Here is a 13271-nt window from a genome sequence, read left to right as displayed (position 1 = left end):
TACTCTTAAAAGAGTGGAATTATAACAAGGATGTTTTATACCTTGCAGCAAGCAGCCTCAGTATAAGTATTAACTTAATTTGGGCTTTCAACCCAGAACTAAAGTTTTAATTGATACTCTTAACCTTCTGCCTCCTGCTCTCTCCGAAGCTTTGATCGGAGGTTTCCTCCGCACCCTTACGGGAAGTCGCTCCGCGCCTACAAACTTCTCTCTGCCCTCTGCCATCTGCCTTGTTTCTTGAAAGTTACGCTGAACGATAGGCGATACGCAAACTTTGGACAAGCAAAAACCCAGATGCGATCGCCATCAATGCTCCCCAAAACCAGTAAGGTAAAAATAATTCCTGCTGAATTTGTGCTGTATCAGATAGCCCCAAGGAACCAGCACTGTAGCTAAATAAATAGTTGAGTTGATGATAGGTACTTATACAAGCTTGTACACCTAAAAATTGAATTGCAAATCCTTGTACCCAACGAGGCGCTTTGAAACCAATACCTAAAATAATTAAACCTAACAGGGGTATTGCCACCAATCCAAATAGCGATCGCACCCAAATTGCTGTTGACAGCACCAAAAAACCCCCCAAAATTTTCAAACTCCAAGAAGCTGTTTTAAAGCTGCGGGAAGCCAATATTAAAATAGCACCTGCAATTGGCGGCCCCATCGGCCCGGCGGCGGCGACTAAAGCACGACCAATTGAACCCAGAAAAAACCCACCACTATAACTATAAATTGCTACACCTGAACCATTAGGAAAAATCAGTAACTGGCGAAAATCACCTCCTAAAAGCATTGCCATTATGCCATGTGCCATTTCGTGAAACCAAGTTGCCAGTATTGTGAATGGGTATAAAATATAATCTCCGCCAGGAACTTGCCATAATACTACTGTCGCGATCGCGGCTGCCATCAACCAAGTCAGCCCCATGCGTTCAACTTCGGGTGGAGCTTCTGTGGCAAGTAATGGTTGAAAATTTTTCCTTGGTTCCCTCATGGTTCAAGTTCCTTAGGTAATACCTTGTACGGGAATTGCAGTTAATATTTATCCTAACTGCTCCTAAAAGCTTCTAGGGGTAAGTGACTCTATTCTGGCAATTCCAATTGTGTAGAGACCTTGGGAGCAACTTCCCAGATATGATGGGAATTATTTTCACCATTTACTACTCCCCATTCCTGATTCATCACAGAAGGTGAGCTATTGTGCGACATAGGATCGGGGAGATGCGCCTCTGTGGGAACTCCTATACGGATTTGAATTTGAGGCCCAGATCGGGCAAGGCGGAGAATTGCTCCATCAGTAATCGGCGCTTGTCGAATCGCTTCTCCATCCAAATAAGTTCCATTCGCACCCAAACTTACAACTTCCCAACCATTGGGCAATCTTCGCAATTCAATATGATGGCGGGAAACCACAGCACTGTATAAAACAACATGGTTATCCGCCGATCGCCCGATGCGAATGACTGGTTCGTTGTCTTCAAAAGTCCAATTTTGAGCAGGGATCGATTGCAGTGGTTGTAGGAGGATAAGTGTAATCACGTGAGTGGCTTGTATCAATCCTCCCTAATATAACCGCTACTTAAAAGAGTTGAAACAGGAATGTTACCATATCTCCCTTACCCAAACTGATGCGATCGCCTGGTCTTAAACGATGCCGATTTCCTGGTAATAGCGGTAAATTATTGATGTAAGTGCCATTGGAGCTACCTACATCTTCGATGTAATAAGCATCTCCCTCGACACGAATATCGGAATGAATACGCGAGACAATTTCTGAGTTGGGAAATCCAGAAACATCTATATCTGGGGGTATGCGATCATTAGGTTTACCAATATGAATTACAGAAAGATTTTGTGGTAATTCAATTTGCCTGTCAGTTTGGACATGAACTAGTCGTGCTGTTACCTGCTGCAATTGCGTTCTGGCAACTGGTGCTGGGGTTGGTTGAGACGATGGTTCTGGTTGTGGTGCTGGTTCTAGACTTTCTTCCTCAGCAGCTATAGGTTCAGGTGCTGGTGGTGGTGCTGGTGCTGCTGTTGGAGGTGGAGATGGACTTGTTTCTTCAGCAGCGAAAGATTGAGCCTCTGGGGGAACTGCCACTGCTGTTGGTGGTAAGCCTGAAGAGTCAGGAGCACTATAGCTGGCTGTTCCACTCATTGGTATTGGTTGCGGCTGTACTAGTGGATCGGGGTTCATTATGGGTTGTACTTCCACCGGGATGTCTGGTGCAACGGTTGCTGCTACTGCTGTTGCTGTACCTACGCGTAAATGATAACCACATTGTCCGCAGAAAGAAGCATCTGCCTGTACGGTTGCCCCACAACTGGGACAATTCGTAGTTGCTGGTAACGGGGTATAGCAAGCTTCACATTGGATAGCGCCATCAGGGTTGGGATGATTGCAGTTAGGGCAGACGATCATGGTGATAAGCCTTTTGTTCTAAGTCATCGTAATATTATGCCGACAAGCAGAGCGGCAACTCTAGCTTTTGATTTTAACAATTACTGTTTTATAGATAGCTAGGCAGTAGGCAGTAAGCAGAAGGTTAAAAAATAAAAATTTACACCTTATGCTTTATCCTTCATCTTTTTTTAGCTCGCTACCTGCTGCTGCGTCTAGAAGCCACCAAAGTTCTCCTTGGTTTTGAATTAAGCGAGATGGATAAGTTGAGCTATCTGCCTCCGGTGCAAAGACTTGAGCAAGAGCTGGTTTTTTGTTGGCACCAGCCACTAAAAAAATAACGCAATGGGCTGCGTTAATAAACGGATAGGTGAAGGTGATACGAGGATTGCCATCTTTGTTCCCGACAGTGACTAAGCGATCGCTAACTTTGAGTGCTTCTGTATGAGGAAACAAAGATGCAGTGTGGGCATCATCCCCCATTCCCAGCAAAATCACATCCAAAGCGGGAAACTCACCAGGTGAGCAATGAAAAAATTCTTGCAAATGTTGTTCGTGTTTCGCCGCAGATATTGCTGGCTCGCTTTCAGTAGTAGGCATGGAGTGAATATTAGCCGCAGGAATTTCTACCTGATCTAACCATGCACGGCGTGCCATTCCTTCATTACTATCGGGATGCTCGACAGGAACATAGCGCTCATCTCCCCAAAACACATGAATCTGATCCCAAGGAAGATTAAGCTTGGCGATCGCTTCATATAATGGCTTCGGCGTGCTGCCACCAGCTAGGGCAATAGTAAACATTCCCCGTTGTTCAATAGCAGGGTTAATTTTTGAGAGGATTAATTCTAGCGCTCGTGCTACCAGCGCTCCTTGATCCGGTAAAACTTCAACCTTTTTATTCATCGCTTTCTCATCACACGGTGACTTACAGCATTACAATATCGAACTTATAACTTTCTGTCTGTTTAGCTTTTGAAACTTTTAATGTCACTATTTCGTTTCTTCAAGCCTAGTACGACAAATTCCTCCAATATCGCTCAATCTTAATAAAAATCATCAGTAACCTCAGCGAAGAGGACAAGGAGAATGGGGGATTGGGCATTGGGAATTGGGAATTGGATTTTTTCTATGCCCTATGCCCCTTGCCCTGTGCCCGTGTCTGGTGTGTCCCCGCGTCCTCTTCCTCCTTTCACCCTCGATACAATTGCTCCCAATCAGCGATCGCTTGTTGTTGAGCTATTAACAATTGCTGAATTCCTTTTTCAGCGAAATTTAATAACTGATCCAACTGGTTACGGCTAAAGCTACCTTCTTCTGCTGTTCCCTGAACTTCAATAATTCCCAAATGCTGATTCATGACAACATTGAAATCAACGCTAGCGGCAACGTCTTCGATGTAGTTCAAGTCTAGAAACGGCTCTCCTTCTAATAAGCCTACGGAAATAGCTGCTACCTGTCCAGTCAAAGGCGATCGCTCTAGCACTCCCTGCTGCAACAATTTGGAAATTGCATTTGCCAACGCCACAAATCCACCTGTGATCGCTGCTGTTCTTGTGCCGGCATCTGCTTGCAAAACATCAGCATCTACAGTTAGCGTGCGTTCTCCGAGTGCATTTAAGTCTACTGCTGCTCGCAAGCTACGTCCAATTAAACGTTGAATTTCTTGAGTTCGTCCAGATAATTTCAAAAATTCCCGTTCTTGCCGTTGTACAGTTGCACTTGGTAACATCCGGTATTCAGCAGTGAGCCAGCCTTTACCAGTACCAACAAGAAACTTAGGAACTGTCTCAGCTACACTCACGGTACAAAGCACTTTAGTCTCGCCGCAGATTGTCAAAACAGAACCGGGAGCAAAGCGAGTGAAATTTTGCTCAAAGCTAACAGGACGGAGTTCGTAGGGTTGCCGACTGTCTGGACGCTGCCAAGCCATTAGGGTAGCCTCAAATTTCTGATATGTGATACTGCCTTCAGGTTACCTTTTCAGCTAACAGTTTAGATATTTTTAAACAACTACGTAAGAATTTCTATCTACTTGTACTTTCATTAGAGGTGAGGAGCAAAATGGCAATACAAGTTAAATAGAATTTAATACAATATACAGTCCTGTGTTGGATACAATCACCACAAAAATAGAGGGATAAGAACATCTCTAGCACCCACAAAGGATGCTTCTAAATAGTGGACATAATTAAACGTAAAATGCTTATCGCCAGAAACTAGATAAGATAAGTTTTTCCTTCTGTCCACTGCCTCCAGCCTAGCTGCCTTCTACTTACAACAGAAAACTCATAATGTTATACTGCACTATTTCTGGAGGTTGATCACCGTTAATAGTCAATAGACGACGACGGCGATCGTAATATTCCAAAACGGGAATTGTGCGATCATAGAATAACTCAACGCGACGTTGCACAATTTCGGGTTGATCGTCTGGAAGGGAGCGCCCTAAGGCACGAGTGACCATCACGGCTTGTGGTACTTGTAAATAAACTGCCCAAGTTAACTGTTGTCCCAAGCTGTCCAATAAAAAATCTAATTCCTCCGCTTGAAAGGAAGTACGGGGATAACCTTCTAACACCCAACCATGGTGAGCATCTGCAAACTTTAGCCGAGTCCGGATAAATTCAATAATCATTTCGTCTGGGACTAAATCCCCTGTTTCTATGTATGGTCGTGCAATTCGACCCAAACTGCTCAAGCGAGCGATCGCTTCTCGTAAAATTTCACCAGTGGAAATCAGAGGAAGATCAAAGTGATTGCAAAGCCTTTGTGCTTGAGTACTTTTTCCTGCTCCTGAACCTCCCAAAATCACCAATCTCACAACAGTTAACTCCTCATACTGCCCATTTCACAACTGTCTAACTCTGTTTTGCAAAACAAAAAGCAAATTTCCAATCCGGACAATTACGAAGATATTCACAATATCATAGTCTTCATCCCTGCTTTATTCTTTTAATTTCAACTTCTGAATATGTGTGTTATTTGTTACTAACATTTTTATAAATACCGCGAGCGAGCATCTCTTAATAACCCTTGACTTCGGTGCAAAGGTAGTGTTTGACTAGAAAAGCAATTACAAGATAAACTACACACTGCTAAAAACAGCTTGATTATACATACAAACACGTTTGTCAAAAAATACCTCAGTCATAGTACTTAGGTTTTTGTAAATTATTAAACATTATGTTATGGTTACCCAGCTAGAAACTCCAAGTGGAAATTTAACCTTTGGCTTGCCATATGCAGTTGAGGGACTCGTACAAGTTTTTACGAGTATACATCGTAATTTTTTTACTAGTGTTATGGCTCAAGCACTGAGAATTGCCGGTCAGGGTACATCAGTGCTAGTAGTACAATTTCTCAAAGGAGGGATTCGTCAAGGGCAGGAAAATCCGATTCGGTTGGGGCAAAATTTGGATTGGATTCGCTGTGATTTACCTCGTTGCATTGATACACCCGATATCGAGGATACTGAAGCTCAAGCCTTGCAAAAGTTGTGGCAATACACACAAGAAGTTGTCTTTGAGGGTAAGTATTCTCTCGTTGTATTAGATGAGTTAAGCTTGGCGATTAACTTCGGTTTAATTCCCGAAACAGAAGTTTTATCTTTCCTGGCAAAACGTCCTGCTCATGTTGATATTATCTTCACAGGATCAGAAATGCCTAAATCAATTCTGGATTTAGCAGATCAAATTACGGAGATTCGCCGCAGCCATCAACCTTAGGTGATGTAAAAGGGACTAGGGACTAGAGACTAGGGACTAGGAAAAAGCAAGGGAGCAGGGAGCAGGGGAAAAACTTACCCGATCACCAGTACCCAGTCTCCAATCCCCGCTTGCGCGTCTACGCGTAGCGTCTCTGTCAGGATAATCCTCGATTCCCAATACCCAGTACCTAATCACCAGTCCCTAGTCCCTTTTATTTTATGCATCCTACTGCTTTCACATCAGCTACATTCGGTGTATTCTGATAATTTGGTTTGGACGAATTTCTATTTCAAGCAAGTGATTAAGAACGATAAATGGATTACCAAAATGGCTGAAAAAGGCATGATTTTGCCTTTTGAGCCAAATTTAGTTCGGCAAGTGAAAGTAAATACAGCTTTAGGAATTAATCCTGTCATTAGCTATGGCTTGTCTTCCTATGGCTACGATATCCGCCTTTCAGCAAACGAATTTCGCATTTTTCGTCATATCCCTGGGACTGTAGTCGATCCTAAAAATTTTAATTCTCAAAATCTCGAACCAACTCAACTACATACAGATACTAATGGCAGTTACTTTATCTTACCAGCCCACTCTTATGGATTAGGAGTTGCTTTAGAAAGGTTGGAAGTGCCAGATAATATAACGGTGATTTGTATTGGTAAAAGTACTTACGCTCGTTGTGGAATTATTGCAAATTTAACACCTGCCGAGGCTGCGTGGCGCGGTCATTTGACTTTGGAATTTTCCAATTCTTCTAGTGCCGATTGCCGGATCTATGCCAATGAGGGTGTGGTGCAATTACTATTTTTAGAAGGCGAACCTTGTGCGATCAGCTACGAAGCCCGACAAGGCAAATATCAGGATCAGCCAGAAAAGGTTACCTTAGCTAGAGTTTAATCTTTCTACTGTCGTTGCTGCAATTTTGTATCAATTCGCTGTTCTGCTGCTAATCGCTCTAAAGCATAATCATTCATGTCTACAAAATGCATATGAGCTACCAATGCTGGGTGAACAGCAGCAATTTGCCGATATATTTCTTGAGCGATCGCCCGATAGGAAGGATGCCCTTGTCGTGAACTTCGTAATTCCACAAAATGATAGGCTTCACGCAGATTCATCTTCATCCGCCAGCGCACTCGATAGGCAAAGGGTACAACATATTGTGCAGCGTCTGGTAAGTCTTTGCTAATCAACTCAGTTGTTTCGGCTGCAAACTCTAAAGCGTCTCGATAGGGTTGGGTTAGTTTTGCTGCTTCTATTTCTGGTGGAACTATATATCCGTGATGTACAGAGTAGCTTTGACGTTCTTGTGTTAGTACGCGATGTCGATGTAAATCTCGATAAGCACCCAAATCGGCTAAAATATCAAATGTATAGTATGTTTCTTCAAAAGCACGTCCGGGACGATGAAAGCGTGACTCCCGTTCACCCACATAGGTACTAATAATCTCTACTCTTTCTGTAGTTGATAAACTAGCGACGTATTCTTTGAGTTGCTCAAAGGTCAAATCAGTGTGAGAATAAAGAATCGCTGCAATAATCTTTACCTCAGCATCTGGATCGTGTTCTACTAATTGAACAGTGGATGTTGGTGCAGGCTCAATTTCCTTGTGTAGAGACGCGAGATCTCGCGTCTCTATTCGCGTCTTGAGAAGATTTTCTGCCAGCAGTTTTGTGCGTTGACTATTTTTTGATAAGTAGAGCGCAGCCTTAGCCCCCCGTTCAGTTTTTGCACGTTTGACAAATGAAGGGATGAGATGATCTAGCTCTTGCTGCATAGAAATCCCAAGTGTGCGAACTTCCTCATGAGGTGAGGCAGCAAGCTTGACTAGTAAATATTCCAAGGCTCGCCCGTTACCAAACAATCCAACATTAGTCAGAGTTGCCATTGGCAGCAAACCGCGCAACAAGTCTAAAGTTTTAGCTCTGGTTGCATTGTTGTATGCTCGTTCAGAGGTGGTTGTATCTTGGGGAGTACAAGAGCGCACCCAAATTAACAAAGGCTCAGTTAATCCAGTGTAAGTATCAAATAAACGATCTAATGTTGCTTCATAAACTGATGCGTGGCTTGATGCTATAATCGACGATTCTCGATGGTAGCGATAGCGCCCGTTGATTTTGCGATTAAACGGCACATATCTTGTTGACTTCTCCAAAGGAGAAATTCCTAAACGACTGTCTTCAAGAGCTTTGGCTGCAATATTACTAATTCCTTCACAGGCAATATGTGCGCCTCCTAGTTCCGCCACAGAGTCATCACCGTATCCAATTAAGACGCGATCATAAAATGCTTCTGCTTGTTGAATTGCTACTAATTGATCGGCATTATTGTTGGCTGCTTCACCGACAATCTGAGCAAAACTGGCTTCGCTTTCTTTGATGAATTCATCTAGAAGTATACGGCGTAAACTTTTATCACTACGGCTATAACGCGAGAATAATGCACCTTTGACTACTTCTGGCAAATTCCGCAAACCAAAAACAGATCGATCCAAATTAGTCACAAAAGGCTGTAGTAAACAGATCTCCTGTTCAGTCAGCGATTCTTCCCAAAAATCAGTCATTTCTACTATCTCTGTTCTGACAAATATTCAATACTAGTGCTGCGATCGCATCATTTATCTCAGCTAGCTGTGGTGATATTTCAGTAGCAACAGCGTACAAACTGGTTTTAATCAGGCTTTGATTTGAGATGTTGCACTTCAATCACTGTATGCACGTTACCGCGCGGTGCAAAATCAGCTTTGACCGTGACTTCTAGCGGTTCGCAAGCGGCGACAAAGTCATCCAAAATTTGGTTGGCAGATTCTTCGTGGGAGATATAGCGATCGCGGTAATTGTTAATGTAAAGTTTGAGTGCTTTTAATTCCACCACTTTTTCATCGGGTATATAGGTAATGTGAATGGTGGCAAAGTCAGGATAGCCAGAAAATGGACACTTACAGGTAAATTCCGGCAAAGTAATGTCAATATTATAGCGGCGTCCTACTCGCGGGTTGGGAAAGGTAATTAATTGTCCTTCCGCAATATTGCGTTCGCCATACTTTGTTTCTTGGTTTGGCTGAGATGCTGTTTCAAGTGAGGAGTTACTCATAAAAAATTCACAATAATTATTGGTTATTCGTCATTAGTCAAAAACCCTGAGACGGACTTAAAAATCTTCCGCTTCCCAGTCTGGGCAGTTCTCATCATCCCACCCATAGGGATGCATTGCACATACTAATAAGTTACCACCGTAAGCTTGACCGTGGTAATGACGACAACCAATGCAAGCTGAATTTTGTGTTGCTGAAGGTTCAACTGGGTAAGGGAAAGCTGCATCTAAATCATCTCCTGCCACATCTTCGAGTTCCCAGTATAAGTCCTGTACATACTGGTCAAGTTCAGTGGCAATTGTATTTTGTAATTGTTCGGTAATTTCTTCTGTAATTTCAAAAACAGTGTCTACCATTTCACTCATCCCCAGGAAGAAACGTTCTACCTCATCAGCCACTGTTTGTACCACTTCCCAAAAATCCTTTTGCCAGTTTTCCATATAATTAACGTCCTTACAGGCTATTTCCAAAAAGAGGACACCGATGTATTTGCCCGATTATGACTCAAGCTTCCCAAACAATGTGCATTTCATTTTCCCGATGATGGGCGCATAAGCACTACACCATAGGACACTAATTTGCCCTAACCAAATATCTGTGGACGTTCAGTGCTGCTTGGCTGGAAGCACCGAAATACACCCTGAGGAATTTAGTTTCAACTCAAATTTTACGTCATTAAGTAAAAGGTTGATATTAGCATTGCTACGCTAACACCAACCCTTGATAAATTTCTAATTAATTATCGTGTTGCAGACGTTTTAACTCGTCTTCTAGTTCTAAAACTTGTTTGCGTAATTGGTCTACATTATCATCGCTCTGGGTAGCTTTGGCTGTTGGCTGCTCATCTTCCTCTAAAATTTCGATGCGGCGCGGTTCAGAGGGAGTTGTGGTTTCAGCCGTAGTCCCTGATGTAGGTGGCTGTTGAGCTTGCTTCATCATGTCTTCAACGAAGCGGCGGGCTTCCTCTGTAGTCATTTCGCCCCGTGCAACCATTTCGTCTGCCATTTTTTGGAATTGCGATCGCAGTTCGGTTAATGTTCCACCTGCTTTCTCGCCCGCATAAGAAGCCAACCCAACACCGAGATAAAAAGCTTTTTTAACAATATCTCCAAAACCAGGCATTGCAGCTTTTGCGCTCCTAAAATAGGGCGACCCGGAGACTACGCCTACCGTAAGCATCCCGTGTTGCTGCTACCTTCCGGTCCTGACAAAGTTTGGGCGTTACAGTCGCATAGATCCAGGTCTAAAACTAGAATAGCATTAAATACTTTGAGTGTGTTATTCAACTACAATTTTCCACTCATATAGCTTATAGTTGACGCAATCATTTTTTACCAGTGGATCGCGAGCCACGATCGCCTTTGCTTCGTCCATTGAGGCTGCCTCAAATATCATCATCCCACCTCCTAACTCAGACCAGTAACCAGATTTGGCTTTGTGTCCTTTGGCTATCAATTCTTTGATGTAAGCCTTATGGGCAGCTATGTATTGGTCAAAAATAGATTTATCAACTTTGCCTTCCTCAATCTTCACGAAAGTGGGCATTTGCGGGCATCCTCTTGAATGGGTAAAGGTGATTGGGGATTGGGGATTGGGGATCGGGTACTGGTGATTGGGCATTGCCCTATGCTTTATGCCCCATGCCCATTGCCCTATTCCCTATCCTGTGTTACCTCTGCGTTGGAACATAATTAAGCGATCGCTTTTTCCTCAATCTGCTGCTCGGAACTTAGACGCTCCAAAATCTGTAAAACTTCTTGTTCAAATGCCACCTGAGCGCGATTTGTTTTACCACCCACATATAGACGTCCATCTTTTTGCAAAGCCCAAATTTGTGAGTGAGAGAAGTAACTCATCACCACACCGAGCATTAATAAGGCAAATCCTGCATATACGATTGGTACTCCCGGATCGGCTTTAATTTGCAAGCCAGTGCTGCCAACTACATCTAAAACAGTCAACTTTACCCCGTTCACTTGAGTAGACATCCCACTACGTACAGTATCAATCAACTTGCCAGTAGCATCGTAAATTAGCACCATTCCTTGCAAGTCCTTTGCCAGTAGCGAGACACCTTCACTTAAGTCTGGTTTGGTTGGAATCCAGGTTCCCCAAATACGCCCATTTCCGTTGGTGTTCAATTGCGCCATTGGCAGTTGAAAAATAGGACTTTTATTGACGCGCACCCGCACAGCAGCAAGTCCCCAATCTGTTTGATAAAAAGTTACACCACGATAGCGCAGGGGTTGATTGACAAAAATCGTCTTGCGATCTACTTCCTCTCCTTGACTATTCAAAACCGATAAATCTGAATAAAACTGGTCAATATTACCAGTAGATGTATAATCAATCCAAAAACGATTGACACGCAAAGTCCAATCTTTAGTAATTTGTGTTGCTGCCCAAGGGCCAGCATCAACAATATTTTTTACTTGAAAAGTATTGCCACTGGGAATCATTTCTTGGGCCATAAACCCAGTCATAGCTCCCAAAATTGACCCAAATAGAATTACCACAATACCGATATGCACGATAATAGGGCCGATGCGTCCAACTATTCCTTTGCGGGCATACAGAACATTATTTTTATCTTGTTCTTGAAATACTTTGTAGCGCCGATTGTGTAATATTTGAGTGAGATTTTGTAGAGAGTTTTTTTGTGTATCTATTTCCAGTTCTGCACTCAATGCGAGTTTTGTAAATTGCCGGGATTGGTCGTAAAATTTCCAGCGGCGGGCAGCTTTTAAAGCTGGTAACTGACGTGTAAAGGTACAAGCAGTTAAGCTAGTACCAAAAAATATGAGTAGAGCTAAAAACCACCAAGTACGGTATACGTGGTCTAAGCCTAGAGTTAAAATCACTTTCCAAGAGAGGAAACCAAACAGCGCTGGATGTTCTGGATAATTGGCTTGGTAAAAGGCTAGTGATTGACCTTGCTCAATAGTAGTACCGCTCACACTAAAAAGTGCAATAACTAAAAGTAGGACTATTGCTAGACGTAAATCTGTCAGTACAGGCAAAATGTCTTGCCGTAAAGATTGATTTATATTTGACCACAAATTTGATTTTTCAGAAGTTGTGTTATCTACAGTCATTTTAATTATTAGAAGTAATTGTTAGTAGTTAGTAGCTATCTTTGACATTAAGTATCAGTTTTTGATAGAGATATTTTGTTGAATTCACCTATTAACTACTATCCACTATCTACTTAACTAGTTTTAAAATCCGCTCAAGGGAATTCGTGAAATTAGAGAAAAAACACCAAATCCCACCAAAAGTATTCCACTAACTGGGTTAATCCAACCAGACCAACGTCGCATTTCTAGTAACTTTTTAATAGAGGCAGTAAACGTACCTGCCAAAATTAATGGGGCTACATAACCTGCTGCATAGGAAATTAGCAGAATAGCACCCAAAATTAAGTCTTGTGTATTCGCAACCCAACCTAACAAGCTGGCTAAAACAGGTGTGCTACAAGGTGAGGCAACTAAACCAAAACTCAAGCCAATTACATATGCTCTTACTCCTTGAGGCAATTCTTGAGAAATCCAATCTGTACCTCCAAAAGAGGGCAACTGCAAAGGCAATGCTTCTAATAGATTTAGCCCCATGAGAATTGCTAATATACTGACAATAATCGGCAAACCAATTCCTATTTGCCCATACACTTTTCCGACTACAGCTGCTACAACTCCCAGAGTTGCCAGTGTAGTTGCTAATCCTAAAGCAAACCAAGTTGATTGGGCTGCTGCTTGTAAGCGGCTTTTTGCTTCATAACCACCAATGTAGCCAATAGTAATTGGCAGCATGGAAAGCATACAAGGCGTGAGACTGGTAAGCAATCCCGCGACAAAAATGATGCCAATACTAAATAAACTCAGATGTGTCAGCTGGCTAGAGACAAGGGAGTTGGCGAATTGCTCTAGTTGATAAAGTTGGGTTTGCAGGGTTTCAAGCATGGAGTAGATAAAAAGCTAAAATGCTTGCACTGCTTGAATTTTAGCTTAATTTGGTCTGGAAAGTGGGGACTAACAATAACCTATCCTTTGATTTTATGTTCTGCGC

General features: G+C 42.6%; 15 protein-coding genes and 1 other RNA gene. 2 read left to right on the top strand and 14 right to left on the bottom strand.

Annotation, left to right across the window (positions count from 1 at the left end; all coding sequences use genetic code 11):
• Positions 1 to 244: 244 nt before the first annotated feature.
• The 6 genes from QUB80_RS19595 to QUB80_RS19570 all read right to left on the bottom strand — a co-directional run bounded on the left by QUB80_RS19595 (position 245) and on the right by QUB80_RS19570 (position 5225).
• Entirely contained in the window at positions 245 to 994 is a 750-nt protein-coding gene (locus tag QUB80_RS19595; RefSeq protein ID WP_289791185.1) for a M50 family metallopeptidase, read from the bottom strand.
• A gap of 89 nt (positions 995 to 1083) precedes the next feature.
• The gene (locus tag QUB80_RS19590; protein ID WP_289791184.1) at positions 1084 to 1557 is read right to left on the bottom strand and encodes an FHA domain-containing protein; all 474 of its coding nucleotides are present in this window, start codon (positions 1555 to 1557) and stop codon (positions 1084 to 1086) included.
• Between the two features lie 22 nt (positions 1558 to 1579).
• Positions 1580 to 2422 carry a double zinc ribbon and FHA domain-containing protein gene (locus tag QUB80_RS19585; RefSeq protein ID WP_289791183.1) on the bottom strand — a complete coding sequence of 281 codons (843 nt, stop codon included), beginning with the start codon at positions 2420 to 2422 and terminating at the stop codon, positions 1580 to 1582.
• Between the two features lie 153 nt (positions 2423 to 2575).
• The gene (gene pgl, locus QUB80_RS19580; protein ID WP_289791182.1) at positions 2576 to 3307 is read right to left on the bottom strand and encodes a 6-phosphogluconolactonase; all 732 of its coding nucleotides are present in this window, start codon (positions 3305 to 3307) and stop codon (positions 2576 to 2578) included.
• Between the two features lie 286 nt (positions 3308 to 3593).
• On the bottom strand, positions 3594 to 4334 hold the full coding sequence (rph, locus tag QUB80_RS19575) for a ribonuclease PH (RefSeq protein WP_289791181.1): 741 nt from the start codon (positions 4332 to 4334) through the stop codon (positions 3594 to 3596).
• 342 nt (positions 4335 to 4676) lie between these two features.
• Positions 4677 to 5225 carry an adenylate kinase family protein gene (locus QUB80_RS19570; RefSeq protein ID WP_289791180.1) on the bottom strand — a complete coding sequence of 183 codons (549 nt, stop codon included), beginning with the start codon at positions 5223 to 5225 and terminating at the stop codon, positions 4677 to 4679.
• Between the two features lie 367 nt (positions 5226 to 5592).
• Here QUB80_RS19570 and QUB80_RS19565 point away from each other — a divergent pair, with 367 nt between their 5' ends.
• Both QUB80_RS19565 and dcd read left to right on the top strand, forming a co-directional pair.
• Positions 5593 to 6129, top strand: a complete 537-nt coding sequence (locus QUB80_RS19565; RefSeq protein WP_289791179.1) for a P-loop NTPase family protein — start codon at positions 5593 to 5595, stop codon at positions 6127 to 6129.
• A gap of 309 nt (positions 6130 to 6438) precedes the next feature.
• Positions 6439 to 7008: a dCTP deaminase gene (gene dcd, locus QUB80_RS19560; RefSeq protein WP_289791241.1), complete on the top strand. Its 570-nt coding sequence runs from the start codon at positions 6439 to 6441 to the stop codon at positions 7006 to 7008.
• Between the two features lie 5 nt (positions 7009 to 7013).
• On the opposite strand, the gene QUB80_RS19555 is transcribed toward dcd, so the two are convergent.
• From QUB80_RS19555 to QUB80_RS19520, 8 genes are all read right to left on the bottom strand, one after another.
• Positions 7014 to 8675 carry an FAD-dependent thymidylate synthase gene (locus tag QUB80_RS19555; protein ID WP_289791178.1) on the bottom strand — a complete coding sequence of 554 codons (1662 nt, stop codon included), beginning with the start codon at positions 8673 to 8675 and terminating at the stop codon, positions 7014 to 7016.
• A 107-nt stretch (positions 8676 to 8782) separates the two neighbouring features.
• A complete protein-coding gene (gene queF / locus QUB80_RS19550; RefSeq protein ID WP_289791177.1) occupies positions 8783 to 9205 on the bottom strand; it encodes a preQ(1) synthase in 423 nt (140 codons plus the stop codon).
• Between the two features lie 57 nt (positions 9206 to 9262).
• Complete coding sequence (locus tag QUB80_RS19545; RefSeq protein WP_289791176.1) at positions 9263 to 9646, bottom strand: hypothetical protein; 384 nt, start codon at positions 9644 to 9646, stop codon at positions 9263 to 9265.
• A gap of 295 nt (positions 9647 to 9941) precedes the next feature.
• A complete protein-coding gene (locus QUB80_RS19540) occupies positions 9942 to 10328 on the bottom strand; it encodes a phasin family protein (RefSeq protein WP_289791175.1) in 387 nt (128 codons plus the stop codon).
• Positions 10329 to 10353: 25 nt separating this feature from the next.
• Positions 10354 to 10450, bottom strand: an RNA gene (gene ffs / locus QUB80_RS19535) — signal recognition particle sRNA small type.
• A gap of 34 nt (positions 10451 to 10484) precedes the next feature.
• Positions 10485 to 10751, bottom strand: coding sequence for a YciI family protein (locus QUB80_RS19530; protein WP_289791174.1), 267 nt, complete (start codon positions 10749 to 10751; stop codon positions 10485 to 10487).
• Between the two features lie 146 nt (positions 10752 to 10897).
• Positions 10898 to 12301, bottom strand: a complete 1404-nt coding sequence (locus QUB80_RS19525; protein ID WP_289791173.1) for a cytochrome c biogenesis protein — start codon at positions 12299 to 12301, stop codon at positions 10898 to 10900.
• Between the two features lie 123 nt (positions 12302 to 12424).
• Positions 12425 to 13165, bottom strand: a complete 741-nt coding sequence (locus QUB80_RS19520; protein ID WP_289791172.1) for a cytochrome c biogenesis protein CcdA — start codon at positions 13163 to 13165, stop codon at positions 12425 to 12427.
• Positions 13166 to 13271 lie beyond the last annotated feature (106 nt).

This window comes from Chlorogloeopsis sp. ULAP01, assembly GCF_030381805.1.
In the GTDB taxonomy this organism is placed as follows: Bacteria; Cyanobacteriota; Cyanobacteriia; order Cyanobacteriales; family Nostocaceae; genus Chlorogloeopsis.
The sequence above is the reverse complement of the archived record's forward strand: the minus strand, read 5'-3'. Positions and strand labels throughout refer to the sequence as shown.